The following is a 24,402-nucleotide window of genomic DNA, read 5'->3' as shown; positions in this document are numbered from 1 at the left end:
AAGAGTATCCGCAAGCAGTTCTTTCCGTGTATGATAAAATCATTTTTTTGTGTTTGAAGACGATAGAGACTGAAGTTATGGCTTCGCTGGATGTGCTGCAAAAAGCTATTGGATACCATTTTGCCGAGATGAACTGGCTCATTCAGGCGCTGACTCACCGTAGCGCTGGGGCGGCTCACAATGAACGACTGGAGTTTCTGGGCGATGCGGCCCTGAATTTTGTGGTCGCTGCGCGCTTGTTTGCCCGTTTTCCCAAGGTCAGCGAGGGCGATTTGTCGCGGATGCGAGCACGGCTGGTGCGTGAAGAAACCCTGGCGGAAATTGCCGGTGAAATTGCCCTGGCTGACCATCTCATTTTGGGACCGGGTGAGGTGCGTAGCGGTGGTGCAAGACGGGATTCCATTCGTGCCGATGCTCTGGAAGCCGTGATCGGCGCTGCTTTTCTGGATGGCGGTTTTCAGGCCGCGGAGGGAATTGTCCTGAAGCTGCTGGAGCCACGCATCACCGATCAGCTGGGAGATGCGGAACTACGCGACCCGAAAACCCGGTTGCAGGAGTTTTTGCAGGGCCGGGGGCGTCCTTTGCCGATTTATACCCTGATCGAAGAAAAAGGCCAGGCCCATGAAAGACGCTTTGTGGCGCGCTGTACGGTGCCCGATGTGGAGCCCACGGAAGCAGAAGATGGCAGTCGCCGCAAAGCCGAACAACAAGCGGCGGCTCTGATGCTTGCGCAACTGCAGAACCTGTCGCGTGTCTGAAAACGACTCGGTAGCAACCGGCAATCATTACCGGAGTGGCTATGTGGCCCTGCTGGGGCGTCCCAATGTGGGTAAATCCACACTCTTGAATCATCTTGTCGGGCAGAAAATCAGTATTACTGCCCCCCGCCCGCAAACCACGCGCGACCAGATTCTGGGCATTTTAACCCGTCCCGACGGCCAGGCGCTGTTTCTGGATACCCCGGGTGTGCATAGTGGTTACCGCAGTCTCAACCGGCATCTGTTGAGAGCCACCCGTGGCGCGCTGGAGTCTGCGGATCTGGGCGTCTTGGTGCTTGAGGCCATGCTCTGGATGGAAGATGATGAAGAAGCCTTGCGTTGGTTGCAACGCAGTGGTCTGCCCCTGCTGGCCGTTGTGAATAAAATTGATAAAATCAAGGCCAAGGAGCGCCTGTTCCCCTATTTGCAGCGCTTGACCGAGCGTGCCAATTTTGTGGCGGTGGTTCCGGTATCCGCGCGCAAAACCGGCGATATGGAAAAGTTGGCGGATATATTGATTCCCCTCTTGCCGGCCGCGCCCGCAATTTTCCCTGAAGATCAGGTCACGGATCGTCATTTACGGTTCATGGCCGCCGAGATTGTTCGCGAGCAGATTTTCCGGCAACTGGGGGCGGAGTTACCCTATGACACTGCTGTCGCTATTGACAGTTATCAGATAGAAAATGGGCAGCAACGCATCGAGGCTACCATTTATTGTCGCAAGCCGGGTCAGAAAGCCATTATTCTCGGTGAAGGGGGCGGTCGTTTACGGATGATTGGCAGCCGGGCCCGGGAAGCACTGCAACAGTTGACGGAAGAGCGGGTCTGGCTCGGCCTTTGGGTGAAGCAAAAAGAGCAATGGACGGAGGATACGCATATCCTGCGTGAGCTGGGGTATGACGACTGACTCTGGTGATCGGGCCTGGGTACTGCATCGCTATGTTTATGGGGATTCCAGTCTGGTAGTGGAGTTTTTCAGTCAGCAACATGGACGTTTGGGACTGCTGGCCAAAGGCGCACGACGTCCGCGTTCATCGCTCGCCAGCATCGAGGCGGGGCGGCCGCTCTGGATTCGCTGGCTGGGAAAAGGTGATCTCCCTTTGCTTGTGCAGGCCGAGGATCTGGGTCCTAACCAGCCCTTGAACGCCCTGCAAAAAATAAGTCTGTTTTATATGAACGAGTTATTACTGAGACTCACTCAGCGTGGTGATCCTTTCCCCCAATTTTTTGGCGAATATGAAAATACCCTCAGGGCCTTGTCTGAAGTCCCTGATATCGCCTGGAATCTTCGCCGTTATGAGCGTCGCTTGCTGGAAGCATTGGGCTGGGCAGCGGACCTGGGGCAATGCGGGCACTGTGGAATCGCCTTGACATCGGGTGCTACCTGGTTTTATGGGACCCAGACAGGTATTTTCTGTCCACGACATGCTCCGGGAGAGGCAGCTGTGGCCATACCCGCGGAAGTTCTGGAATGGCTCCGTGGTCCGATGAATTCTGCCCCGGCTTCCGGTTATAATGCCCACTTGCGGCACTATCTGGAACGTGAACTGCAAGTGCATCTCGGTAGACGGGCACTGGAGAGCCGCCGCCTCCTTGCGGCATACTTGCAGCGCGGTAAACGGACAGCATCCACCTGAATGATGAGGAGCAACTGGCATGATTGCCTTGGGCGTTAATATTGATCATGTGGCTACCCTGCGCCAGGCCCGGGGTACTCGTTATCCGGACCCCATCGAAGCGGCCTTTGTGGCCGAGCGCGCCGGAGCCGATGCCATTACCGCGCACCTCCGCGAGGATCGTCGGCATATCCAGGATCGGGACATTGAAATCCTCAGTCAGACCTTGCAAACCCGTCTCAATCTGGAAATGGCGGTGGATGAAGGAGTGCTGCGCATTGCCGAGCGACTGGCTCCCAGCGATTGCTGTCTGGTACCCGAGCGTCGCGCGGAACTCACCACGGAAGGCGGACTTGATGTCGCCGGGCAGATGCCGCGCATCAAGGAAGCCTGCCAGCGTCTGGCCACTGCCGAGGTGCGCGTTTCCCTGTTTGTCGATCCCGATCCCTTTCAACTGGAGGCTGCTGCAGAAAGCGGCGCCCCGGTCATCGAGCTGCATACGGGGCGTTATGCCAACGCCCATCATCCTGCAAAACGCCAGGAAGAGCTGGAGCTGATCATCAGAGCGGTCAGTTTTGCCGAGAGTCTGGGTTTGCAGGTGAATGCCGGCCATGGTCTGGATTATCACAATGTCCAGGCCATTGCGGCCATTCCCGGTATCCGTGAGTTGAATATCGGCCACGCCATCGTGTCCCACGCGGTATTTGCGGGATTGGCTGCTGCCGTGACAGAAATGAAGCGCTTGATGCTTGAGGCACGGGGATGATCATGGGGATGGGTACGGATATTGTGGCCGTCGAACGCATGGCCCGCCTGCATGCCCGCTATGGTCGCCGTTTCGCGGAACGGCTGCTCGGCGCTCTGGAGTGTGCCGAGTTGCCCGAGGAAAGCACCGCTGCTGCGGCCTTTCTGGCGCGGCGTTTTGCTGCCAAGGAAGCCGCCTATAAGGCGCTGGGAAGTGGCCTGGGTGAAGGTATGCGTTGGTCTGATGTGCAGGTGACCCATGATGCAGCCGGTCGTCCGCAGTTGCTCATGCAGGGAAAACCGGCCGAGTTGCTGGCGCAATGGGGAAGGGAAGTGCGTATCTGGCTGTCCATCAGTGACGAACGCCGTTATGCCACGGCCGTGGTTATTCTGGAATTGGGAGTATAACGCATGAAAATAACGGTCGTGGGAACGGGTTATGTGGGATTGGTCACGGGTGCCTGTCTCGCCCAGGTGGGCAATCAGGTGCTTTGCGTCGACATTGATGCCGAGAAAGTCGCGCGTCTGCGCGAGGCCGAGGTGCCTATCTACGAACCGGACCTGCCGAGCATTGTCCAGGAGGGTGTCAAAAGCGGGAGACTGCAGTTTACGACGGAAATTGCTGCCGGAGTCGCCCATGGTGATTTTATTTTCATTGCCGTAGGCACTCCTCCCGAAGAAGATGGATCAGCCGACTTGCGCCATGTTTTGGCCGTTGCCGATGAAATTGGTGGACACCTTCGAAATCCGGTGGTCGTGATCAACAAATCCACGGTTCCCGTGGGTACGGCTCGTAAAGTCCAGGAGCATATTGCGGCGGTCTTGCACAGACGCGGAGTGGATATTCCCTTTGTGGTCGTTTCCAATCCCGAGTTTCTCAAGGAAGGCACTGCGGTAGCGGACTTCATGAAGCCTGACCGGATTATCATCGGGACTGACGATCCGGCTGCGGCAGAAAAAATGCGCGCCCTCTATGCGCCTTTCAATCGCAATCATGACCGCCTCATCGTCATGGATCCACCCTCCGCTGAACTGACCAAATATGCCGCCAATGTCATGCTCGCCACCAAGATTTCCCTGATGAATGAACTGGCCGGATTGGCGGAGTGCGTGGGAGCGGATATTGAACAGGTGCGGCGCGGTATAGGTGCGGATCCGCGCATTGGTTACTCCTTCATTTATCCCGGTTGTGGTTATGGCGGGTCCTGTTTTCCCAAGGATGTACGCGCCCTCGAATACAGCGCCCGGCAGCATGATTTTGCCGCTCCACTGCTGACTGCTGTGGAAGCTGTCAATAATCGCCAGAAACAGGTTCTCGAAAAGAAACTGGTCGTGGCCTTGGGCGGAAACCTGGCCGGTAAAAATATTGCCATCTGGGGACTGGCGTTCAAGCCCAATACCGATGATCTGCGCGAGGCACCCAGTCGGGCGCTGATGGCGGGTATCTGGCGGAGAGGCGGGACTGTGCAGGCCTATGATCCGGTCGCGATGGATGAGCTAAGGCGACTCTATGGCGGTCAGGCAGCACTGACCCTCTGTGAAGACCCCTATGCCGCCTGTGAGGGGGCTGATGCCTTGGTCATCTGTACCGAATGGCAGGAATTTCGTAGCCCGGATTTTGCTAAAATGCGCCGCTTGTTGCGGCAGCCCATCATTGTGGATGGTCGCAATATTTATGAACCTGCCACCCTGCGGGCGGAAGGTTTCCGCTACTCCGCCATTGGACGTCCCTGAATGCGCCTGTCTCTAAAAAATCTCGATCAGGCCCATGTGGCCATCATCGGCGACGTGATGCTGGATCGCTATTGGTTCGGCAAGGTCGAGCGTATTTCTCCCGAAGCCCCCGTGCCTGTGGTGCAGGTGCGGCGGGAAGAAGAACGGCCGGGTGGGGCTGCCAATGTGGCGCTCAATGTAGTTTCTTTGGGGGCGAAGGCGCACTTGCTGGCTCCGGTGGGGCAGGATGCCGCCAGTACCCAACTTTCTGCCCTACTGGAAAAGGCTGGCGTGCAGACCAGCCTGATCGCTGATTCCGCATATTCCACGACCGTAAAATTGCGCGTCATTGGCCATCAACAGCAGTTACTGCGCATGGATTTCGAATCGCAACCCAGTCCCGAGCATGGGGCCGCCATGCGCGCCGAGCTTCATACTGCGCTGAATGGTGCTGGTGCCTTGTTGCTCTCCGATTATGGTAAGGGCGCTTTACGCGAGGTGGAAACCCTGATTGCTTCTGGAAGAGCGGCGGGCTTGCCGGTGTTGATTGATCCCAAGGGGCGGAATTACCGACCCTATGCCGGAGCCACCATCATTACTCCCAACGTGAGTGAATTTCAGGCGGTGGCAGGTACTTGGGACAATGAGGCGGCGTTTCTGGCCCTGGGAAAGGAATGGCGACAAAAATTGCAACTGGAAGCCCTGTTGGTGACCCGAGGAGAAGAGGGGATGACCCTCTTTACTGAAAACACCATCCATCATCACCCCGCCCAGGCGCGAGAAGTGTTTGATGTGACTGGTGCCGGGGATACGGTCATTGCCACCCTGGCTACCGCCCTGGCAGCAGCCTGGCCCATGGACCAGGCTGTGGAACTGGCCAATCGCGCGGCGGGCATTGTGGTGGGTAAGCTGGGTGCTGCGGTGGTCAGCCGTGAGGAACTCGCCACCCCGAGTGCGGGATGAATCCGGGGCTAGAGCCTTCAGTGGTTCCGCGTCTGCCCGTACCCAAGCTGCTGCAGCGGCGGATTGGTCGTGCCATAGCGGATTTTCGCATGATCCAGCCTGGTGACCGTATTTTGCTGGCTCTATCCGGGGGCAAGGATTCCCTGACCTTGCTGCATATGCTGCGGACCCTGCAGCGCCATTTCCCGGTGCCCTTTGAACTGGGTGTGGCGACGGTTGATCCCATGAGTCCCGATTACGATCCACAAGTGCTGGTCCCCTACATGGCATCTCTGGACATTCCCTATTTTCTGGAACGACAGGATATTTATGAGCGGGCCAAAAACCATCTGCTGCGTCCTTCTTATTGCAGTTTTTGTGCGCGGATGCGGCGGGGGGTGCTGTATCGTTGTGCCCGCCGGGAAGGCTACAATGTACTGGCCTTGGGACAACATCTGGATGATTTTGCCGAAAGCTTTTTCATGTCCATGTTTTACAATGGCGAAATGCGCACCATGAAAGCCCATTACCGGGTCCGGGAGGGAGACTTACGGGTGATAAGGCCACTGGTATATTGTCGTGAAAGACAGATGCGCCAGCATGCCGAAGAACAGCAGCTACCGGTGATTCAGGAGAATTGCCCCGCCTGCTTTGGTAAACCCACCGAACGCCAGCACATGAAAGAACTGCTGGCCCAACAGGAAGCCCATGATCCGCGCTTGTTCAAACAGCTGCAGCGGGCCATGCAGCCGTTAATGCGCAAGGGGCTGGAAGATTTGGATGTTGAGGATGACCATGACTGATTTTTCACAGAGCTTTTATTGGGAAATCCTGCCCTTGCGGGGTGCATGCTGCCGTCTGGATGCCATCTATACACGCGTATTGCGAGGTTTTCAGGGACATGCCGAAGTGGCGCAATTGCTGGGCGAAGTACTGGTAGGTCTTGCTTTGCTGGCCACCACCCAGAAAAATTATGAACGGCTGATCATTCAGGCGCAGAGCAAGGGTCCGTTAAAACTGCTGGTGGCAGAAATGACGGCCGCTGGCGGGATGCGGGCTTATGGCAACTGGGAAGAGGGCGTGTCGGTAGATTTATCGCGTTTACCCGAGGCCCTGCTGGCCATCACCGTCGATATGGGCATGGATCGGGATCGCTACCAGGGTTTAGTAGAACTTCGCGACAGTCTGGCCCTTTCCCTGAATGCCTATTTTGCGGAATCGGTGCAGTCGCCGGCTTACTTCCGGTTGGTTGCAGACCCGGAGCGTCAGCAAGCAGGGGGTTATTTCCTGCAACGCCTGCCCGGTGTACTGGCGGATGAAGATTGGGAATTGGCTAAGCAATTCATTGCGGTCGGGTCGGATCAATCCTTGCTGCAAGCCCATCCCGAGCAGTTCCTGCCGGAAATTTTTCCCGATTCCGCCGTGCGCTTGCGTGCGCCACAGGCGCTGAGTTTCGCCTGCTCCTGTTCCCGGGAAAAAGTGGAACGCATGCTGATTTCCCTGGGATCGGCAGAAGCGGAGGACACCCTGCGCAGTGAGGGTGCCATTGTGGTCACCTGCGAGTATTGTCAGGAGGTGTACCGCTTTGATGAAGCCGATGTGGCTTTGCTCTTCGCCCCGGCACACCTTTTGCATTGATTTTGGGGTTTTTCTAATAACGCTGTGGCGTAACTGCGGCTTCTACGCTATCATTCACCTCCAGGAGAGAGGAGGGGAAGTTTCGGCAACTTTTTTGATGTTGAACAGTCTAATGTTGACGTAAAAGGGGGCGACCGGCTTCGACGCAGGTCGCGAAGCCTTCGGTGCATGCAGAGCTGCGGTTTGCTCTTAAAACTGGTCGCAGATTCATAATTGCCAACGACAGCAATTACGCCCTCGCTGCTTAAGCAGTGAGCCCTCTGCCCGGATTTGTCCGGGGATCCGGAGCCGCAAGGCGCGCGGAGGGTCATGAAACACGGAATCGGGTCTGTTCTAGTCTGTGGAGCTGATCCTAAATCAAAGCAGAATCGCCGTAGCATCATCCTGTTTGTCGGAGGGTGGCGCGGTTAAAGCCAATAGACAAACTACGCATGTAGATCCGGTGGTCTAGGTCTTGCGGACGCGGGTTCAATTCCCGCCGCCTCCACCATATCCAAGGGCTCGGATAGTCTCCGGGCTCTTTATTTTGCCTGAAATCCCCGCACACGCGGCCCCAGTCTGCGCCAACGAGTGGCGTGCCGGTGTTTACGAAAAGCCGCGCATCAAATGCGGCGATTGCAGCAATCGTCTGCTGATCCCACTGTCCGCAGTGGGTTCTGATGTTGCCTGCGGAATGATGACGAATTCTCCCGGGCTTGAGCCATCACCACGCCTTGCCATAAAACCATCGCCTCACTCAAGCCTGGCCTGATTCTCGCGCAGTTCAGTCGTCAAGACCCTTCCCGTCACTGGTAATGAATCATGAACGCCCAACACAACAAATTTGAGCTGATATTTGGCATGAAATACTTTACTTAACCCCCAGTCACCGCTAACATGCCGCGCTTATGTTTTCCGCGAAAACACATAGTCTGTATATTGCCAAGGTGGCCGAACTGGGGGATACCCTCGCAGGTTCGGTGGACCTTGCGCTTTGGGCGCGACTGGCTGCGGCGCTGAAGCAACTGGATGTCGTCCAGGTGCAAGTGGTTTTGCGCCGGACCGGCTCGGTGGTGCTGGCAGAAGGGATGATCGAGGTGGAGGGGCAGATTCGTTGTGAGCGCTGTCTGGGGAATATGCCCTTGGTCCTGCAAGTCCCCGTACACAGTGCTCTGGCAGAGTCAGAAGCGGCAGTTGGCGCCTTGGACCCGGATCTGGATGTGGTTTTGGCCGAGAAGGGCGCGGTGGCTCTGCAGACCTGGCTGGAAGATGAAGTGTTGCTGGCCTTGCCCATGGTTCCGCGCTGTGCGGAGTGGCAGACCGGTATTTGTCCGGTGTCCGGACGGGAAGTATTTGTTACTGTTGATTAATGGAGAAAGTGAGACATGGCCGTTCCACAAAGTAAAACATCCCATTCGCGTCGTAACATGCGGCGCGCTCATGATTTTTTGGTGACCGTCAATCGTTCGGTCTGTGCCAATTGCGGTGCCGCCAAATTGCCCCATCATGTCTGCCCCGAGTGCGGATTCTACAAGGGCCGGGAAATGGTCAAGAAGTCTGTGGAAGCCTGAAAAACTTGCTGAGCGGGTTTGTAGCGAGGTGGTTCCCATGCCGCATATAGCGGTAGATGCCATGAGTGGAGACAGTGGTCCATCGACGGTGATTCCTGCCATTAAGGATCTGGTAGTGCATCATCCCGATGTCACTTTTCATTTGGTCGGTGACAGCAGCATTCTGCAAAGGGAATTGCAACGTGTACACCTTCGGGATGATGAACACATTCAACTGCATCATGCCAGCCAGGTGGTCGGGATGGATGAGGCTCCTTCCCAGGCCTTGCGTGGCAAGCGTGATTCCTCCATGCATGTGGCCATTACCCTGCTCCGGGACGGTCATGCCGATGCGGTGGTCAGCGCCGGTAATACAGGGGCACTGATGGCCATGGGCAAGGTTTTTTTGCGGACCATCCCCGGCATTGATCGGCCGGCCATTGCCGCTTTTCTGCCGACCACCACGGGACGTTTTCTGGCTCTGGACCTGGGGGCCAATGTGGATTGTCACCCGGAGCATCTGCTGCAATTCGCCGTCATGGGTTCCATTCTGGCCGAGCGGGTGATGGGTGTACCCAAACCGCGTGTCGGTCTGCTCAATATCGGCTCCGAAGAAATCAAGGGAAATGAACAGGTCAAGGAAGCTTCCTTGCTACTCCGTGCGGCGCGACTCAACTTTATCGGCAATGTGGAAGGCTCCGACATTTATCGCGGGGTTGCCGATGTGGTGGTCTGTGATGGTTTTGTCGGCAATGTCGCGCTGAAAACCTCCGAGGGCCTGGCCAGCATGATCAGTAACGAATTGCGGGCCAGCTATACCAAGGGATTGTACGGAAAACTGGCCTATCTGGTGAATCGTCCCATCTTGCAGCGTCTGAGAAAACGTCTGGACTCCCGGCAATATAATGGAGCGACTCTCCTGGGCCTCAATGGTATTGTCATCAAAAGTCATGGTAATGCGGATCGCTATGCTTTTGCCCGGGCGGTGGAAGTCGCCATAGCCGAGGCCAAGCATCGTCTGACTCTGCACATCGCCGAAGTCATTCAGGAAAACCTCGACCCCGTGGTGCGAAACAGCGCGTGAATCCCATGTATAGCCGTATTGTCGCCACCGGCGGCTATCTGCCCGAGCGGGTCCTGCATAATGCCGATCTGGAGCAGATGGTCGACACCAGTGATGCCTGGATTTTTGAGCGCACCGGCATTCGCTCCCGCCATATCGTCGCCGAAAACGAGAAAACCGTCGACATGGCGGAGTTGGCCGCTCGCGAGGCGCTGCAGGATGCGGGCCTGGCGGCCGAAGATCTGGACCTCATCATTGTCGCCACCACTACGCCGGATCAGATTTTTCCCAGCACCGCCTGCCTCTTGCAAGCGCGGCTGGGCAATCGTGGCGCTCCGGCTTTTGATGTGCAGGCAGTGTGCACGGGTTTTATTTATGCCTTGGCGACTGCCGATCAGTTCATGCGCGGCGGTATCGTCAAAAACGCGCTGGTGGTGGGGGTGGAAAGCATGTCCCGGGTTGTGGACTGGTCCGACCGCTCCAGCTGCATTTTGTTTGGGGATGGCGCGGGAGCAGTCGTGTTACGGGCAGATGCGCAGCCGGGCATCATCTCTACGCACCTGCATGCCGATGGCGCCTATGCCGAACTGTTGCAGGTTCCCGAAGACCGGGAGCAACTGACCATGCAGGGGAATGCCGTATTCCGCATGGCGGTCCGTACACTGGGGGACATCGTTCAGGAAACCCTCATGAAAAACCAACTGGAGCCAGAGGATATTGATTGGTTGGTACCCCACCAGGCCAATATCCGCATCATTCAGGCTACCGCCGACAAATTGCAGATCCCCATGGATCGGGTAGTGACGACGGTAGAACATCATGGTAATACTTCTGCAGCATCGGTGCCTTTGGCGCTGAATGACGCTGCAAGGCGGGGTTGTTTCAAGGCAGATCAGAAAATTCTGCTGGAAGCTTTTGGTGCCGGCTTTACTTGGGGTTCGGCTTTATTGCGTTGGTCTTGAAGTTTTCGGCGGCAGCGCGCGTCGGCTGACAGTTTGCTTTTGGAGGAGGTTCGTTTGCACGGCTCTATCGCCTTTGTGTTTCCCGGTCAGGGTTCCCAGTCCATTCAAATGCTCGCCGATCTGGCGTCTACCCATCCTCTGGTGCAGGAAGTTTTTGCCGAGGCCTCCGAAGTGCTGGGAGAGGATCTCTGGGCACTCAGTCAAAATGGTCCTGTCGAAAAACTCAACCAGACTCGCTGGACCCAGCCGCTGATGCTGGCGGCAGGCTATGCCGTCTATCGGGTTTGGGAAGAAGAGGGCGGTGCTTATCCGGATTTTGTCGCTGGACATTCCCTGGGCGAATATACCGCCCTGGTGGTTGCCGAGGCTCTCGATTACAAGGACGCCGTGCGTCTGGTCGCTGAACGCGGCCGCTTGATGCAGGAAGCCGTGCCCGAGGGTACTGGAGCCATGGCGGCGGTGATTGGCCTGGCGGATGAGGATCTCAAGCGACTGTGTACCCAGGAAGCGCAGGGTGACGTCCTGGCCGCCGCCAACTTCAATGCCCCGGGGCAGGTGGTGGTGGCCGGTGAGTCGGCTGCCGTCGAAAGATTGGTGGAGGCCGCCCGCAATGCGGGTGTCAAACGGGTGGTCATGCTCCCGGTCAGCGTCCCCAGCCATTGCAGTTTGATGCGGGATGCAGCCCAGCAATTTGCAACGGTGCTGGAGTCCGTTTCCTTTCGTACCCCCAAGGCCATGCTGATTCACAATGCCGATGTGCAGAGTCACAATACCCCCGAAAGCATCCGGACGGTACTTGCCAAGCAGTTGTATAGCCCGGTGCGCTGGACAGAAATCATTCGGCATCTGGCTCGCCAGGGAGCCCTGACTTTTGTGGAGATGGGACCCGGGCGGGTCTTGTCCGGTTTGGGCAAACGCATCGAGCCCTCGCTGACCATGCTGCATGTGGAAGATGGTAAAAGTCTCAAGGCCGCCCTGGAGTTGGTCTGATGGATGCCCATTCCGATAAAACCGTGGCTCTGGTCACCGGCGGCAGTCGCGGCATCGGTCAGGAAATCGCCCGCGTGCTCGGACTGGAGGGTGCCTATGTGATTGCCACGGCAACGAGCAGCAAGGGCGCCGAAGCGATCACGGCAGATTTTGCGGCGCGGGGAATTCAAGGACTGGGAATGGTTCTGGATGTCACCGATGATGCGGCGATGGATGATTGCCTGAAACAGATCCAGAGTCATTACGGGGCTCCGGCCATTCTCGTGAATAATGCTGGCATCACCCGTGACCAGCTCCTCCTGCGCATGAAGGATGAGGATTGGGATGCGGTCATGGCCACCAATTTGCGCGCCGTCTATCGCCTCAGCAGGATTTGTGTGCGCGATATGCTTAAGGCGCGTTTTGGACGTATAATCAACATCACCTCGGTGGTGGGTAGTATGGGTAATGCCGGGCAGAGCAATTATGCCGCTGCCAAGGCCGGAGTGGCAGGATTTACCCGGGCCCTGGCGCGTGAGGTGGCCGCCCGGCAAGTGACGGTCAATTGTGTGGCCCCCGGTTTCATTGCCACCGATATGACAGAAGGACTGTCCGAGGCGCACAAGGAAGTTTTGCTGCAGCAGATTCCGGCAGGGCGCCTGGGTTCTGTGGCCGATGTGGCGGGAGCCGTGGCGTATCTGGCCAGTCCGCAGGCAAGCTACGTCACGGGACAGATTCTGCATGTCAATGGTGGTATGTGGATGGGATAGGACGGTGTTGGCTTTACAGGACTGCACCCCTGTGGTCCAATCTCGCCGACAATAATTTTTAACCAGCAAAGGAGTTTCTCCCAAATGGAAAATGTGGCAGAACGCGTAAAGAAAGTAGTAGTCGAGCAGTTGGGCGTGAATGAGGATGAAGTGACCAATGAAGCTTCCTTTGTGGATGATCTGGGCGCTGATTCTCTGGATACGGTAGAACTGGTCATGGCCCTCGAAGAAGAATTTGACTGCGAAATTCCCGATGAAGAAGCCGAAAAAATTGCTACCGTGCAGCAGGCCATTGATTATGTGACTTCTCATATACCCGCCAAGGATGCCTGAGTAGCAATTCCTTTCAGGATCATGAGGAGAGCCGAGATTTGAAGAAGCGCGTAGTCATTACGGGGCTGGGTATCGTCTCGCCGGTGGGTATCGGCATTCCTGCTGCATGGGATGCCATTGTCCAGGGGCGGAGCGGTATAGGCCGCGTCACACGTATTGATCCCGGTCCCTATAGCTCGCAGATTGCCGGGGAAGTGCGTGGTTTTGATATCACCCAGTACATTTCCAGCAAGGATGCCAAGAAAATGGATTTATTCATCCATTACGGCATCGTGGCGGCAATGGAGGCCATCGAGGATGCTGGTCTGAAAATCGGTCCGGACATTGCCGAGCGGGTTGGAGTATCCATCGGCAGCGGTATCGGTGGCTTGCCCGGCATTGAATCCGAACATCAGATTGTCACCGAAAGCGGTCCCCGTCGTATTTCTCCGTTTTTTATTCCGCGCTGTATCGTGAACATGGTCGCCGGACACATTTCCATCATGTATGGCGCCAAGGGCCCCAATATTGCCATGGCTACGGCCTGTTCCACGGGCACCCATTCCATCGGTGATGCGGCGCGGCTCATTGAATATGGAGATGCCGACGTCATGATTGCCGGGGGTACGGAAGCGGCTATCAGCCCCCTGGGTCTGGGTGGGTTCTCGGCGGCGCGGGCTCTCTCGACCCGCAATGACGCACCGGAAAAGGCCAGTCGCCCCTGGGACAAGGACCGTGATGGTTTTGTGCTGGGAGAAGGTGCCGGCATTCTGGTGCTGGAGGAATATGAGTTCGCCAGACGCCGTGGTGCCCGTATTTATGGGGAGCTGGCCGGTTATGGTATGAGCTCCGATGCCTATCACATGACCCAGCCCTCCCCAGGAGGGGAGGGAGCTGCTCGTTGTATGCGGGTTGCTCTGCATAATGCGGGTATTTCTCCTGAACAGGTGGGGTATATCAATGCTCATGGTACTTCCACTCCCTTGGGTGACTTGGTGGAAACGGAAGCGGTTCACACCGTATTTGGCGACCATGCGCGTTCTTTGGCCATGAGTTCCACCAAGTCCATGACGGGTCATCTGCTGGGCGCAGCGGGTGGGGTGGAAGCCGTATTCACCACCCTGGCCCTGTATCATGGGGTGTTGCCGCCCACCATCAACCTCGAAGAGGCGGATGAGGGCTGTGACCTGGATTATGTTCCCTTGCAGGCCCGCAAACAGGCCGTTGAAGTGGCCTTGAGCAATTCTTTCGGTTTTGGTGGGACCAACAGTACCCTCGTGTTTCGCCGTCATAGCGACTGATTTTTGCCGTGGGTGTGCAGGCCGCCATGATAGATGGGCTCCCGCAGGTAATGGGAGCCTGTCAGGCTGCACTGGATCGCGCTTTTCATTATGGGGATGGTCTGTTTGAGACGATCCCGGTCATTCAGGGGAAACCCCTGTTCTGGAACGAGCATCTGCACCGACTCCAGTCCGGTGCTGCCATGCTGCACATGGCCGCACCCCGTCCAGAGCAGTGGCGGGAAGACCTGCGCAAGCTGCAAGAAGAAATGGCCGGTTCCGAGCGCTATGTCCTCAAGCTGGTTTTGAGTCGAGGTTCGGGTTGGGGATACGGCATTCCTCGCCACAGTCCTCCCTGCCGCTATCTATTTGCCACGGACTGGCCTCAACGCAGTGCGGATCATTGGCAACCGGGCATCCTCACAGATATTTGCAGCGTACCCCTGCTGACCGGAGCGCCTTATCTGCAAGCCAAAACCCTCAATCGATTGAATCAGATCATGGCCCGGAATGCGCTTCCGGCGGCGTATGCGGAAGGCATTCTCCTCGATCAGCATGGTTTTCTGCGTGAAGGAATCATGTCCAATATATTCTGGGTTTCGGCAGGCATGGTGCATACTCCTTCACTGGAAACCGGTGGTATTGCCGGGATTCAGCGCAATGCCATCCTGAACTGTTTGCAGGAGTGGGGGATTTCTTCTGTTATGGGGGATTATCTTGCGGAATCTCTCGATGCTGCCGATGAAATTTTTTTCAGTAACAGCCTGATCGGCATCTGGCCGGTCAAACAGTTTCAGGGCCGCAGACTACCCGGTGATCGGGGAGAAATCAGCGCCCGAATACTGGCCTGGCAGTCTGCACTGGGTCTGGGTTATTGGTGATGCGGCGTATCCTCCTGTCATTTTTGCTGGTGATGATCCTGGCTCCGCTGGGATATTATGGTTTTACCATGTACTGGCCCCAGACTTTACCCAAAGGGGGAAAACAGGTGCCCATCCGACTCGGCAGCGGGGCCCTGGAAAGCATCCAAACTCTGCACCAGGCGGGTATTCTGCCTTATCCGCAGATGTTCCGACTTGCCTGGATGATGGCGGGGCATCCCATTCTGCAGGCGGGTCTGTATGATTTTCAGGGTCGGATTTCGCAGGAGCAAGTCTTGCGGCGTTTACGTAATGGACAATCCACGCCTTTGAATCTGGTGATTATTCCGGGATGGACCCTGTCGATGGTACTTCAGGCGCTGCACAATGATTCACCCTATCTGAACCTGCACGCACTTCCAGTGGGCGAGCAGGCAGGCCGGCAACTGGCGGATGTGGGGGTAGGGGCCAATGGCAGTGCCGAGGGTTGGCTTTTCCCGGATAGTTATCGTTATGTGCCTGGCTCTACTGCTCTAAGTATTCTCAAACGGGCCTATCAGCGTATGCACACCAATTTATGGCACTTATGGTCAAAACGTGCCGCCGGACTCCCTTTGCAAGACCCTTATCAGGCGCTCATTCTGGCTTCTATCGTCCAAAAGGAAGGGGCTCCTCCGGCACAGCAGGCTCATATAGCCGCTGTTTTCTTGAATCGCTTGCGCAAGGGGATGCCCCTGCAATCGGATCCCACGGTCATTTATGCCCTGGGCAAGCATTATCAGGGCCATTTGACGCCCCAGGATATGCAGGTTTCCAGCCCGTTTAATACCTATCTGCATGCGGGCTTACCCCCAACCCCCATTGCCATGCCCGGAATGAGCAGTTTACAGGCGGTATTGCATCCCAGTGACAGCCAGAATCTCTATTTTATCGCCCAAGGAAATACTTATCATTATTCCACCACTTATGCGCAACATATCCAGCAGATAAAACGGTATCTGCAAGCCACTGCAAGGACGGCTTCATGACAGTTCAGGAATCCACCATCCGGCGGGGAATGTTCATCACCCTGGAAGGTATTGAAGGTGCGGGCAAAAGCTCCGCCATACCCATACTGGCGGCTTTTTGCGAGGCCCAGGGATACGCTGTTGAGCGCACCCGGGAACCGGGAGGCGGGCCACTCGGGGAAGCTTTGCGCGGGATATTTTTGAATCCGGAATTGACCCTGGATGCGGAAGCAGAATTGCTCCTGCTCTATGCCGGGAGGCGCGACCATTGGTTGAACCGGATTCAACCAGCCCTGGCGGAAGGGAAAATCGTGCTTTGTGACCGCTATGAGGATTCTACTTATGCCTATCAGAGTGGCGGTCGGGGATTTCCCCAGGGACGCATTGCGGAACTGGCACGCTGGGCCGGCATCACCCAGGCCCCAGATCTGACTTTCTGGTTTGATGTGAGTCCGGAACTAGGTGCAGCCCGGATTCGCGCCCGCAAGGCTGATCGTCTGGAACAGGAACAAATGGCGTTTTTTACCCGGGTGCGGTCGGTTTTTGCCCAACGTCAGGCCGCTGAGCCTGGGCGCATTTTGCGCATTGACGCCGCAGCGTCCATCGATCAGGTTCATGCGACGCTGTTGGCGGACTTGGCCCCTCGTCTCAAGCAGCATTTTTCATGAAATTGTTCCGCCCTGATCCCCACGCTTGGCAACCCATCCGGGCTCTACTGAGTTCCGGCTTGCCCCAGGCCATGCTGGCCGCCGGAGAGCCCGGTTCTCTACTGGGCTGGTATCTGGATCTCCTGCAGGCAGCACAGCTATGTTTTATGCCGACTGACGATGGCTTTGCCTGCGGAGATTGCCGCTCCTGCAAGCTCCTCGCCGAAGCTGCTCATCCCGATCTCTGGATAGTAGCGGCCGAACCGGGAAAAGCCATCGCCATTGATGCTCTGCGTCAGGGCATGGAGTGGATTCACTATACCCCCCAGGTCAGCGCGACACGCTGGCTCCGCATCGATCATGCGGAAGCCATGACAGTGGCCGCTGCCAATGCCATTTTGAAAACCCTGGAAGAACCCCCCGCGCGTGCGCATGTGCTTTTGCACAGTGAGCAGATATCCCGGTTATTGCCCACCATTCGTTCCCGTCTGCAGCGTATCCCCCTACCAGTCATGGAAATGGCCGAATCCAGGCAGTGGCTGCAACAACAGGGGATAGATGCCGAAAATAGCATGGCTTTACTCCGTCAGTTAGGTAACCGTCCGGTGCGGGCGCTGGAGCTCTGGGAAGCAGGCTGGATCGACCAACGCCGGGAATGGATGCGCCATATGCTCGATTTGCCCGGACAGGGCGTGGTGGCAGCACTCAAGCTGGCAGAACAATGGAGCAAGAGTGCAGATCTGTTCCTGATCCGGGAAATGGTTTTGGGTCTCATCGCCGATTTCATGCGCCTGCAACAGGGCCTGCTGGACAGGATCGCCGATCTGGACTATCTAGATGAACTACAACCCATAGCGCCGGATATTTCTGCAGAAGCTTTGCAAGCGACCCTGGATGACTGGTTACAGTTGCCATTAACCTTGGCCCAGAACAGTAATGGCGTCATGGTGATGGAAAAATTGCTTTTGGACTGGCTGAAATTGTGGCCGAGGAGGACAAGCCATGGAGTTCAAAACTGAGTCCAAACCGGGAGGCGTGGCTACCGCCTTGTCCGTGGTGCTGCGCGATCCCCAAGCGGTGCAGCGTTGTTTCATGCCTGCCATCAAGGGCGGGGGCCTGCTGGTAGAAACGCCCAATATCCTGCCCATGGGCACAGAAGTATTGCTGATGATTACCCTGCCGGACAGTCAGCCCCGCGCCCCGGTAATGGGCAAGGTCATCTGGGTAACCCCCCTGGAAAACCGGGAGGGCCGCCCATCCGCCATCGGCGTGCAATTTCAGAATGATCGCTCAGGAGTGCTCACCCGTATTCAGAATGCCTTATCTGGATTGCCCTCCCATCCTGATGTCATCCTGAGTTTTTGAGAGCAGCGGCAACTCATCCTGCTTTTGCACCTGTCCGTTTGCTGGGGGCGTTGACCCGTTCACCCGTCTTAACAACGCGCCTTTTCTGATTGCTCTTTGAGCAGGGTCTGGGTTACACTTCGCAGCCTCAGGAGAGGTGACCGAGCGGCCGAAGGTGCAGCACTGGAAATGCTGTGTACTCCAAAAGGGTACCGTGGGTTCGAATCCCACCCTCTCCGCCATATTATATTAACTGCCTGATTTTCCACAAAGGAAGTTATCTTTCAATGGGTTGTGACTAGACACTGTGGCTAGAAGTGTAGCTAAAAGTGAGGTCAAGAACCCTATGTACCTGCTCCGCAGAGGTGCGCTCTTCCATTTTTCCCGCAAGCTCCCCGATGCTTTTCAAGGCCAGAATCTGCACCTCGCGTCCGGCCCCCGCAAAGTTGGCGGGAACGGTTATCTGCGGTTTTCCCTGGGTACCGGCAACCGCCGGGAAGCCGAACGCCTGGCCCGCCGCTATGCCGTTGAGGTGGACGAGGTCCTCCAGGCCCAGACACCTCCCGTGCACCGGGAAATCCCCTGTACAGACGAACCCGAAGGCACGATTCTGCAAGAGCTCTTCGACACCCTACCAGCGGAACAGCAGGCGGATCTCCTGCAGTTCGTCAAACCAGTTCCCCGTCCGAAGTTTTCGCCGGAAGAAATTCAACAAGCCGCACAGCTGATGTATGCCTCCATCCTGCAGGAAGACGAAGCAGAATATCGGCAGCTGATCACCTCCCAACTGGCTCCCGGGATGCCGGGCGATGACGCGGAAGACCGCTGGCTGATCCCGCGAGAGAGCCCTTATTTTGTGGGAGATCTCCCTCCGCCGGGGGTTGCCGGAGACATCGCTCTCCTGAAGGAGCTCAAAATCAACATCGCCCATTTCCTGCATCTGGCCACCGGACGGGACGTCAATTACTGGCGCCTGGAGGCAGGTTTCGAACCCTTCGCCACCGCCTTCCGGGCCGCCTCCCGGGACCTGCGTCGGCGCCAGGCGGGAGAATCTGTCGCCAGCCCGGAACTGCCCGTCACCCCATCGGAAAAGCAACCCACCGCACTCAGCTGGCAGGGCTTGCTGGAATACTGGCAGCAGGACTGCGAACGGCGCCCACGGACCGTGCAGGAGATGCAGACCCTGATCCAGTCCCTTTCCAGCTTCCTGCCCCATAAAACCCCCGCCACCCTGACCCGGCAGGATGCCACCGCCTGGCTACGCCACCAGCGCGACACCCGGGGGAATAAGGCCAAGACCCTGGAGAAGAAAGGCACCCTCATGGGCGCCCTGTTTTCTATTGCCGTCAAAGACGAAATGCTGCCCAGTAATCCCCTTGCCGATTTTGACTACGCCCGCTTTGTGCAGAAAATCGGTGTCGATACCGGGGAAGACCGCAAGCCCTTCAGCCTGGAACAACTGGCCCGGATCTTCTCCCCGGAAGGGCTTTTCTCCCAACGCCGACCAACCGGCGGCGGCGGGTACCATGCCCGGATCTGGCTCCCCCTCCTGGGGCTTTTTACCGGCGCCCGGCTGGATGAACTGGGCCGCCTCACCCTCCAGAATTTCGAAATCGTGCCGCTGCCGCATTTGCGCATTCGCCGAGGGAAAAACGACGAAAGCCTGCGGCAGATCCCCCTGCATCCTCAACTGATCGAACTGGGTTTTCTCGACTATGTGGAAGCCATCAGAGCCAGCGGACAGGAACGCCTGTGGCCCTTTCTCAAGACCAAAGGCATCAACAAGACCGACAGTGAAGTGCTGGGCCGCTGGTTCAACGGCTATATTCACAAACAGCTGGGGTTCCCGGACAATGTCGTATTCCATTCCTTCCGGCACACCTTCAAAGACCTCTGCCGCAATGCCCGCATTCCCAAGGATGCGCACCACCAGCTCACCGGGCATGCTTCCAGCGATACCGGGGACAGTTATGGAGAAGGCTTCGCCCTGGAGGTGTTATATGCGGAGATCCAACGGATCACGATCCCCTTCACGATCCCCCGACCATTGCCATTCACCGGCAGCAAAACCCTGACCAACAAAGCAGCAGGAGGGCACCCCCATAGGGTGCCCTGAAGACCGCGAGACGGGCGAAACGCTGGTAGCAGGACTAGACCAGGGATTCCAGGGCCGGGAAGACGCCCTAGCGCAGATGGCGGGAGCCGCAGCCACCAGACATCGCCGTCGCTGCGGGGTGCAGCGGGCGGCGCAGCCGACCTGCGGAACCCCTCTGGACGGATCGTGCGTCCAGCACGAACCGGGAAGAGGCTGGGGGGCGCCGATCAAAAGGACACACGATAGGGCCGCGCGTCCAGCGCGGCACCGTGTGGCCAGGCACCCCCAGGTGCCGGTTTTGAGTCGGGGGGCGGAGCCCCGTCCCCCGGGCCGCAGGCCGGGGGCAACTTGCTCAGGTGGAGGCGCGCAGCGCCGGAACCCGAGGAGCCGCAGGCGACGAAGCCGGTGCGCGTCCAGCGGCACCGTGTGAGCGGGTTGCCGCCGGGCGCAAAGCGCCCGGGGGACCGCTGTAAGGGGGCAGGCCAGTGCGTCCAGCACTGGGCCTGGAAATGGGGCGTTCAGCCCCAAATTTCCGGGCTTCCTGCCCCGAATCATGGCCCCCTTGGGGGCCATACTCCTGGGTGTAGAGCGCGGTAGCGATCGGAACCCATCCGGCACGAGGGTCGGTACATTGCCCCCAGCAGGCAAAGCCGCCGCAAGGGCGATCATGGCCGACCTCAGCGGACTGTGCAAACCGGGTGCTATATTGGGCATGGATACCTTACAGCAGCACCAGAAGAACCTCCTCGACGCCCTTGAAGCGATCAGCCGCTTTGGCTGGCTCACCCGCGACCAGATCACCCGCATCCTCTGGCCGGGCAGCACTCCTGCCACCCGCGAAAAGCTCGGCCAGCGGCTGCTCGGCAAAGCCCAGGAAAAGGGCCTGCTGCGGCGTCGGGTCATCGACGGCGGCGGCTCTGCCTATGTACTGCGCCCAGCTGGAGTGCGTTACCTAAAGAGCTTCCGGCCTACCGTAATCGCCAAGTCAGGACTGGATTTGCGGCTGGGCAATGTGCGGCACCGGAGCCTCAGTAATAATATTCTTATCACCCGGATGTTGCAGGGAATGCAAATCTGGACAGAATATGAAATCCAGACACGACGCACCCCCGACATCACGGTGGCCAACAAAGTGCCCGATGGCGCGACCCTGGAAGTTGATGCAACCGGTGCGGCCATGCAATGGGTGGAGGTGGAAGCACACAGCCGCAAGCGCCAGGATTTTGAAGCCCTCTGCCGCCTGATCCGGGGACCTCTGTCGAGGGCCTGGACGGCTGCCTACCAGATCAGCGAAGGGGTATATCTGATGGGGCTCGAACTGTACTATGCCGAGGAGCATCTGGGCGCGCTGTTGACGCATCGGTTGCTGCAGGTGGCGCACGCAGAAAGCTGGCCCGACAGCTTCCTGGCCAATGTTGAGCTATATTGGGCCCAGCAGACACCAAGAGGCCGCTGGAACGGAATAAAGCAGGTCGGCACCCTGCTGTATCCGCCGGAGACCTGGACCACCAAAAAACTGTCTGCCCTGGAATCGTCCTTGACACAGCGGGTGAATCGCCTAACTGCCGAACTGGAAGCACTGAAAGCCCAGGGAGGCCCGAACGGCTAAAAATGCTACCAAGAACCAGGCAGAGGACGAGGAACGATGCCAGAAGATTAATTTTATCAGGACCGGGGGATAGGGCTGCAGCAGACTGATTGCGGACATTCATTGATAATCAATAATTATTCTGGGATTATAGACCTGCAGGCAGATGGTGAGCGCATGGCGCGAGGCGGATCAGATGAGGCTCCATGTGGAGTACGAACAGGAAGAAGATGGGCGTTGGATAGCGGAGATACCGGAACTACCTGGCGTCATGTGTTATGGTGTGTCGCGTACTGACGCGGCGGCCAAAGTGGAGGCCATGGCGCTGCGGGCCATAGCGGAGCGTCTCGATGAAGGTGAAATGGCGGCCTCACCCATCACTATCGAGACGATGGAACGTGCTCAGGCATGAGTCAATGGCCTTCTTTGAAGGCGAGGCTGGTCTTGGCCGCACTTCTCCGGATTGGTTGGCGCGTCAAACGACAGACAGGGTCGCATCGAACGCTCACCAGACCGAACTGGCCGGACATAGTGTTTGCGTTTCACGACGGGGAAGAAATCGGCCCGAAGATGTTGGCACGGCTTGCCAAGCAGACCGGTCTTTCTCCAGAGGACTTGCGATGACGTTTTGTCTCGAAACAACCCTCACCCGGCAGGCGGAGAGCCCGGCAAAAATCAGGCTATCCGCCTATCCGAGTCAGCGGCCCATCAGTCAGAATGACGCGTTGTGTCCAAAATGGAGGCCTCAGGCAACTCACTCAAAATGTCGAGGAGCCTTTAATATGACAACTTCTAGCATTGCTAATAAAATTGCGAATGAAATAATATCCGCTATCGAAGGTGCCCATCATGAATATGTAAAATGGAGTGGCGGTTATTGGCTCTGGAGAGCACCAGAGTATTTTACTACCGTTCGTATTGCAGACAAACTTATTAAATTAAAAGAAATTTCTTACATAGAACTTGAACATGGCGTTAGGGATGCATTAGAAATTGCTGGGGCTAATGGTCCTGGTAGGCGACCTAAATTGCTTCGAGTGAATGGAAGATTTGATATTCTTTTATATGGTGAAAAAAATGATGCCGGAGATTATCTTCCTATGACGGCAGTTGAGGTGAAAGTCCGGCCATGGGATCACCAAAAATCTGATGAAGATGTGTGCAGGCTGATCGAGTTAATAAAGCTTCGTAATAGAAATTCCATACAGTTTTCTGTGTTTGCATTTCATGTATCTTACGATAATGGTAGAAGAGATAAAGCTGGCACAAGGATTAAAAACTTCTTTAAACGTATTGAGGGTAAAACTGAAGAAACACTAACAAATTCTAAGTATAAAAATATAAGTAAAAAAATCATATCTGGAGATATACATGTTGAAAGTACGAGCGCTTGGTGTGCTGGTACAATGATTCTCCAGACTGGATGTTAAAAGTTTTTCCGGACAACTAATGTTTAACAGACCAGCCGCACGTGTACTTGCCTTCTATACTAACCATCCTTCGAGCTCTTTAGCATACAAGGATTGAGCATATATTCTATCTCACAACTACCAACGGATGGCAAAAAGGAGAAAGCCATGGCAACATGTCAGGGAATGAGAATAAAGGGAAATGCTCATTGCCTCAGCACCTTGTACCGCTGCAAGAAATGCGGAAACGTGGGCTGCGATCATATGCGGCAAGGTGAATGCTCAAATCAGGGCTTCACGCTCGGAAGGTGTGTTAAGTGTGGCGGCCTTATGGAAAAATTGAAATAGACCTGATAGTTCCATTAGCCAGAAATTTAACCACTGGTGAATTTCCGTCGATATCAGATTTATCTTTGTATTTACAAGGAGTATTCATGACCGATTTTCCGCACCAAGAGATATTTGAGCGCGACAACTGGACATGTCAGTACTGTGGATTGTCTGGGACTGGAAGCTTCGAACAATGGAACAGAGCATGGTTCGCAATAGATCATATAACTCCTAAAAACATGGCGGGACTGATGATGCCACCAATTTGGTGGTCTCCTGCTACGTATGTAATAGCATAAAAGGTGCAGATAATTGCAGTTCCGTAGAAGATGGCAAGGAAATTATTGCACGCAAGAATGAAGGGCGTAAAAAATGGTATGAAAAACATGTATTGAAAAACCACCGTTTTCGGGAGTCTTCAGATGGCGGTGATTGTTGCACCGTAAATCAAAGGGTTGCAATTCTCGAAAACCATTCTCAGAAGACAGCTACGGTTTACAGCCATGGTGACGGGTTTCGAGAACATGATGGTCAGTCCGCTGGACGACTGCTTACGCTGCCTTGGAGACGTTTATCCAGGCTGATTTACAGAGGTTGGAAGCAAACATTCGAAGGATTGATGATGTCGGGAGGAGTCTGATAGATGGTCATTGCTTGATACTGATTGACACCGGCAATATTGATAACATCGCATGCTTCTGATAGTTTAGCGGCTTGATGCTGTATTTGTAACTAATCACTGTAACTATCTGGTCAAGGCGAGCGTTTGCAACTCATTGAAAGTAAATATTAAATGTGAGTGGAGGGCAGAATCCCACCCTCTCCG

General features: G+C 56.3%; 27 protein-coding genes, 1 tRNA gene and 1 other RNA gene. All 29 read left to right on the top strand.

Annotated elements, in window-relative coordinates; translation table 11 throughout:
- Window positions 1-77 precede the first annotated feature (77 nt).
- The 29 genes from rnc to ACJU26_RS10040 all read left to right on the top strand — a co-directional run bounded on the left by rnc (window position 78) and on the right by ACJU26_RS10040 (window position 23,267).
- The gene (gene rnc / locus ACJU26_RS10180) at window positions 78-758 is read left to right on the top strand and encodes a ribonuclease III (protein WP_414039545.1); all 681 of its coding nucleotides are present in this window, start codon (window positions 78-80) and stop codon (window positions 756-758) included.
- On the top strand, window positions 751-1,665 hold the full coding sequence (era, locus tag ACJU26_RS10175; RefSeq protein WP_414039544.1) for a GTPase Era: 915 nt from the start codon (window positions 751-753) through the stop codon (window positions 1,663-1,665). The genes rnc and era overlap by 8 nt, the downstream gene beginning before the upstream one ends.
- The gene (gene recO / locus ACJU26_RS10170; RefSeq protein ID WP_414039543.1) at window positions 1,655-2,395 is read left to right on the top strand and encodes a DNA repair protein RecO; all 741 of its coding nucleotides are present in this window, start codon (window positions 1,655-1,657) and stop codon (window positions 2,393-2,395) included. The genes era and recO overlap by 11 nt, the downstream gene beginning before the upstream one ends.
- Window positions 2,396-2,414: 19 nt before the next feature.
- Complete coding sequence (gene pdxJ, locus ACJU26_RS10165; RefSeq protein WP_414039542.1) at window positions 2,415-3,140, top strand: pyridoxine 5'-phosphate synthase; 726 nt, start codon at window positions 2,415-2,417, stop codon at window positions 3,138-3,140.
- Window positions 3,137-3,526 (top strand): holo-ACP synthase, encoded by a 390-nt coding sequence (acpS, locus tag ACJU26_RS10160; RefSeq protein ID WP_414039541.1) that lies wholly within the window; start codon window positions 3,137-3,139, stop codon window positions 3,524-3,526. The genes pdxJ and acpS overlap by 4 nt, the downstream gene beginning before the upstream one ends.
- A gap of 3 nt (window positions 3,527-3,529) precedes the next feature.
- Window positions 3,530-4,852, top strand: coding sequence for a UDP-glucose dehydrogenase family protein (locus ACJU26_RS10155; protein WP_414039540.1), 1,323 nt, complete (start codon window positions 3,530-3,532; stop codon window positions 4,850-4,852).
- Window positions 4,853-5,794, top strand: a complete 942-nt coding sequence (gene rfaE1 / locus ACJU26_RS10150) for a D-glycero-beta-D-manno-heptose-7-phosphate kinase (RefSeq protein WP_414039539.1) — start codon at window positions 4,853-4,855, stop codon at window positions 5,792-5,794.
- Entirely contained in the window at window positions 5,791-6,576 is a 786-nt protein-coding gene (locus ACJU26_RS10145; RefSeq protein WP_414039538.1) for an ATP-binding protein, read from the top strand. Before rfaE1 ends, ACJU26_RS10145 begins: the two co-directional genes overlap by 4 nt.
- Window positions 6,569-7,411 (top strand): Hsp33 family molecular chaperone HslO, encoded by an 843-nt coding sequence (locus ACJU26_RS10140; protein WP_414039537.1) that lies wholly within the window; start codon window positions 6,569-6,571, stop codon window positions 7,409-7,411. The genes ACJU26_RS10145 and ACJU26_RS10140 overlap by 8 nt, the downstream gene beginning before the upstream one ends.
- 126 nt (window positions 7,412-7,537) lie before the next feature.
- Window positions 7,538-7,901, top strand: a transfer-messenger RNA (tmRNA) gene (ssrA, locus tag ACJU26_RS10135).
- Between the two features lie 397 nt (window positions 7,902-8,298).
- Window positions 8,299-8,760 (top strand): YceD family protein, encoded by a 462-nt coding sequence (locus ACJU26_RS10130; protein WP_414039536.1) that lies wholly within the window; start codon window positions 8,299-8,301, stop codon window positions 8,758-8,760.
- 15 nt (window positions 8,761-8,775) lie between these two features.
- On the top strand, window positions 8,776-8,961 hold the full coding sequence (rpmF, locus tag ACJU26_RS10125; RefSeq protein WP_010639780.1) for a 50S ribosomal protein L32: 186 nt from the start codon (window positions 8,776-8,778) through the stop codon (window positions 8,959-8,961).
- 37 nt (window positions 8,962-8,998) lie between these two features.
- Window positions 8,999-10,024, top strand: a complete 1,026-nt coding sequence (plsX, locus tag ACJU26_RS10120) for a phosphate acyltransferase PlsX (protein ID WP_414039535.1) — start codon at window positions 8,999-9,001, stop codon at window positions 10,022-10,024.
- Window positions 10,025-10,029: 5 nt separating this feature from the next.
- Window positions 10,030-10,965, top strand: coding sequence for a beta-ketoacyl-ACP synthase III (locus ACJU26_RS10115; RefSeq protein ID WP_414039534.1), 936 nt, complete (start codon window positions 10,030-10,032; stop codon window positions 10,963-10,965).
- Between the two features lie 54 nt (window positions 10,966-11,019).
- A complete protein-coding gene (gene fabD, locus ACJU26_RS10110) occupies window positions 11,020-11,955 on the top strand; it encodes an ACP S-malonyltransferase (protein WP_414039533.1) in 936 nt (311 codons plus the stop codon).
- On the top strand, window positions 11,955-12,704 hold the full coding sequence (gene fabG / locus ACJU26_RS10105) for a 3-oxoacyl-ACP reductase FabG (RefSeq protein ID WP_414039532.1): 750 nt from the start codon (window positions 11,955-11,957) through the stop codon (window positions 12,702-12,704). The genes fabD and fabG overlap by 1 nt, the downstream gene beginning before the upstream one ends.
- Window positions 12,705-12,788: 84 nt before the next feature.
- Window positions 12,789-13,037, top strand: a complete 249-nt coding sequence (gene acpP / locus ACJU26_RS10100) for an acyl carrier protein (protein ID WP_414039531.1) — start codon at window positions 12,789-12,791, stop codon at window positions 13,035-13,037.
- Between the two features lie 38 nt (window positions 13,038-13,075).
- A complete protein-coding gene (gene fabF / locus ACJU26_RS10095; RefSeq protein WP_414039530.1) occupies window positions 13,076-14,317 on the top strand; it encodes a beta-ketoacyl-ACP synthase II in 1,242 nt (413 codons plus the stop codon).
- Window positions 14,318-14,343: 26 nt separating this feature from the next.
- Window positions 14,344-15,177 (top strand): aminodeoxychorismate lyase, encoded by an 834-nt coding sequence (gene pabC / locus ACJU26_RS10090; protein WP_414039529.1) that lies wholly within the window; start codon window positions 14,344-14,346, stop codon window positions 15,175-15,177.
- Entirely contained in the window at window positions 15,177-16,184 is a 1,008-nt protein-coding gene (mltG, locus tag ACJU26_RS10085; protein WP_414041961.1) for an endolytic transglycosylase MltG, read from the top strand. The genes pabC and mltG overlap by 1 nt, the downstream gene beginning before the upstream one ends.
- Entirely contained in the window at window positions 16,181-16,831 is a 651-nt protein-coding gene (gene tmk, locus ACJU26_RS10080) for a dTMP kinase (protein ID WP_414039528.1), read from the top strand. Before mltG ends, tmk begins: the two co-directional genes overlap by 4 nt.
- Window positions 16,828-17,829, top strand: a complete 1,002-nt coding sequence (locus tag ACJU26_RS10075; protein ID WP_414039527.1) for a DNA polymerase III subunit delta' C-terminal domain-containing protein — start codon at window positions 16,828-16,830, stop codon at window positions 17,827-17,829. Before tmk ends, ACJU26_RS10075 begins: the two co-directional genes overlap by 4 nt.
- A complete protein-coding gene (locus ACJU26_RS10070; RefSeq protein ID WP_414039526.1) occupies window positions 17,813-18,175 on the top strand; it encodes a PilZ domain-containing protein in 363 nt (120 codons plus the stop codon). Before ACJU26_RS10075 ends, ACJU26_RS10070 begins: the two co-directional genes overlap by 17 nt.
- Before the next feature lie 130 nt (window positions 18,176-18,305).
- Window positions 18,306-18,396, top strand: a tRNA-Ser gene (locus ACJU26_RS10065).
- A 104-nt stretch (window positions 18,397-18,500) separates the two neighbouring features.
- Entirely contained in the window at window positions 18,501-20,270 is a 1,770-nt protein-coding gene (locus ACJU26_RS10060) for a site-specific integrase (RefSeq protein WP_414039525.1), read from the top strand.
- 646 nt (window positions 20,271-20,916) lie between these two features.
- Window positions 20,917-21,858: a hypothetical protein gene (locus ACJU26_RS10055; protein ID WP_414039524.1), complete on the top strand. Its 942-nt coding sequence runs from the start codon at window positions 20,917-20,919 to the stop codon at window positions 21,856-21,858.
- A gap of 175 nt (window positions 21,859-22,033) precedes the next feature.
- Complete coding sequence (locus tag ACJU26_RS10050) at window positions 22,034-22,249, top strand: type II toxin-antitoxin system HicB family antitoxin (protein WP_414039523.1); 216 nt, start codon at window positions 22,034-22,036, stop codon at window positions 22,247-22,249.
- On the top strand, window positions 22,246-22,461 hold the full coding sequence (locus ACJU26_RS10045; RefSeq protein ID WP_414039522.1) for a type II toxin-antitoxin system HicA family toxin: 216 nt from the start codon (window positions 22,246-22,248) through the stop codon (window positions 22,459-22,461). Before ACJU26_RS10050 ends, ACJU26_RS10045 begins: the two co-directional genes overlap by 4 nt.
- 158 nt (window positions 22,462-22,619) lie before the next feature.
- Window positions 22,620-23,267 carry a hypothetical protein gene (locus ACJU26_RS10040; RefSeq protein ID WP_414039521.1) on the top strand — a complete coding sequence of 216 codons (648 nt, stop codon included), beginning with the start codon at window positions 22,620-22,622 and terminating at the stop codon, window positions 23,265-23,267.
- Window positions 23,268-24,402 lie beyond the last annotated feature (1,135 nt).

The organism is Acidithiobacillus sp. M4-SHS-6, from assembly GCF_047421495.1.
Taxonomy (GTDB): Bacteria; Pseudomonadota; Gammaproteobacteria; order Acidithiobacillales; family Acidithiobacillaceae; genus Acidithiobacillus.
This window is presented reverse-complemented; position numbering and strand designations above follow the sequence as displayed.

Excerpts from the sequence above, each read along its gene's own strand:
- ACJU26_RS10070 (WP_414039526.1), top strand. The coding sequence starts at position 17,813 with ATGGAGTTCAAAACTGAGTCCAAACCGGGAGGCGTGGCTACCGCCTTG.
- acpS (WP_414039541.1), top strand. The coding sequence starts at position 3,137 with ATGATCATGGGGATGGGTACGGATATTGTGGCCGTCGAACGCATGGCC.
- pabC (WP_414039529.1), top strand. The coding sequence starts at position 14,344 with ATGATAGATGGGCTCCCGCAGGTAATGGGAGCCTGTCAGGCTGCACTG.
- fabG (WP_414039532.1), top strand. The coding sequence starts at position 11,955 with ATGGATGCCCATTCCGATAAAACCGTGGCTCTGGTCACCGGCGGCAGT.
- ACJU26_RS10055 (WP_414039524.1), top strand. The coding sequence starts at position 20,917 with ATGGCCGACCTCAGCGGACTGTGCAAACCGGGTGCTATATTGGGCATG.
- ACJU26_RS10130 (WP_414039536.1), top strand. The coding sequence starts at position 8,299 with ATGTTTTCCGCGAAAACACATAGTCTGTATATTGCCAAGGTGGCCGAA.
- rpmF (WP_010639780.1), top strand. The coding sequence starts at position 8,776 with ATGGCCGTTCCACAAAGTAAAACATCCCATTCGCGTCGTAACATGCGG.
- ACJU26_RS10075 (WP_414039527.1), top strand. The coding sequence starts at position 16,828 with ATGAAATTGTTCCGCCCTGATCCCCACGCTTGGCAACCCATCCGGGCT.
- ACJU26_RS10145 (WP_414039538.1), top strand. The coding sequence starts at position 5,791 with ATGAATCCGGGGCTAGAGCCTTCAGTGGTTCCGCGTCTGCCCGTACCC.
- rnc (WP_414039545.1), top strand. The coding sequence starts at position 78 with ATGGCTTCGCTGGATGTGCTGCAAAAAGCTATTGGATACCATTTTGCC.
- ACJU26_RS10045 (WP_414039522.1), top strand. The coding sequence starts at position 22,246 with ATGAGTCAATGGCCTTCTTTGAAGGCGAGGCTGGTCTTGGCCGCACTT.
- ACJU26_RS10115 (WP_414039534.1), top strand. The coding sequence starts at position 10,030 with ATGTATAGCCGTATTGTCGCCACCGGCGGCTATCTGCCCGAGCGGGTC.
- ACJU26_RS10050 (WP_414039523.1), top strand. The coding sequence starts at position 22,034 with ATGAGGCTCCATGTGGAGTACGAACAGGAAGAAGATGGGCGTTGGATA.
- ACJU26_RS10140 (WP_414039537.1), top strand. The coding sequence starts at position 6,569 with ATGACTGATTTTTCACAGAGCTTTTATTGGGAAATCCTGCCCTTGCGG.
- ACJU26_RS10155 (WP_414039540.1), top strand. The coding sequence starts at position 3,530 with ATGAAAATAACGGTCGTGGGAACGGGTTATGTGGGATTGGTCACGGGT.
- pdxJ (WP_414039542.1), top strand. The coding sequence starts at position 2,415 with ATGATTGCCTTGGGCGTTAATATTGATCATGTGGCTACCCTGCGCCAG.
- plsX (WP_414039535.1), top strand. The coding sequence starts at position 8,999 with ATGCCGCATATAGCGGTAGATGCCATGAGTGGAGACAGTGGTCCATCG.
- ACJU26_RS10060 (WP_414039525.1), top strand. The coding sequence starts at position 18,501 with ATGTACCTGCTCCGCAGAGGTGCGCTCTTCCATTTTTCCCGCAAGCTC.
- ACJU26_RS10040 (WP_414039521.1), top strand. The coding sequence starts at position 22,620 with ATGACAACTTCTAGCATTGCTAATAAAATTGCGAATGAAATAATATCC.
- acpP (WP_414039531.1), top strand. The coding sequence starts at position 12,789 with ATGGAAAATGTGGCAGAACGCGTAAAGAAAGTAGTAGTCGAGCAGTTG.
- recO (WP_414039543.1), top strand. The coding sequence starts at position 1,655 with ATGACGACTGACTCTGGTGATCGGGCCTGGGTACTGCATCGCTATGTT.
- tmk (WP_414039528.1), top strand. The coding sequence starts at position 16,181 with ATGACAGTTCAGGAATCCACCATCCGGCGGGGAATGTTCATCACCCTG.
- mltG (WP_414041961.1), top strand. The coding sequence starts at position 15,177 with ATGCGGCGTATCCTCCTGTCATTTTTGCTGGTGATGATCCTGGCTCCG.
- rfaE1 (WP_414039539.1), top strand. The coding sequence starts at position 4,853 with ATGCGCCTGTCTCTAAAAAATCTCGATCAGGCCCATGTGGCCATCATC.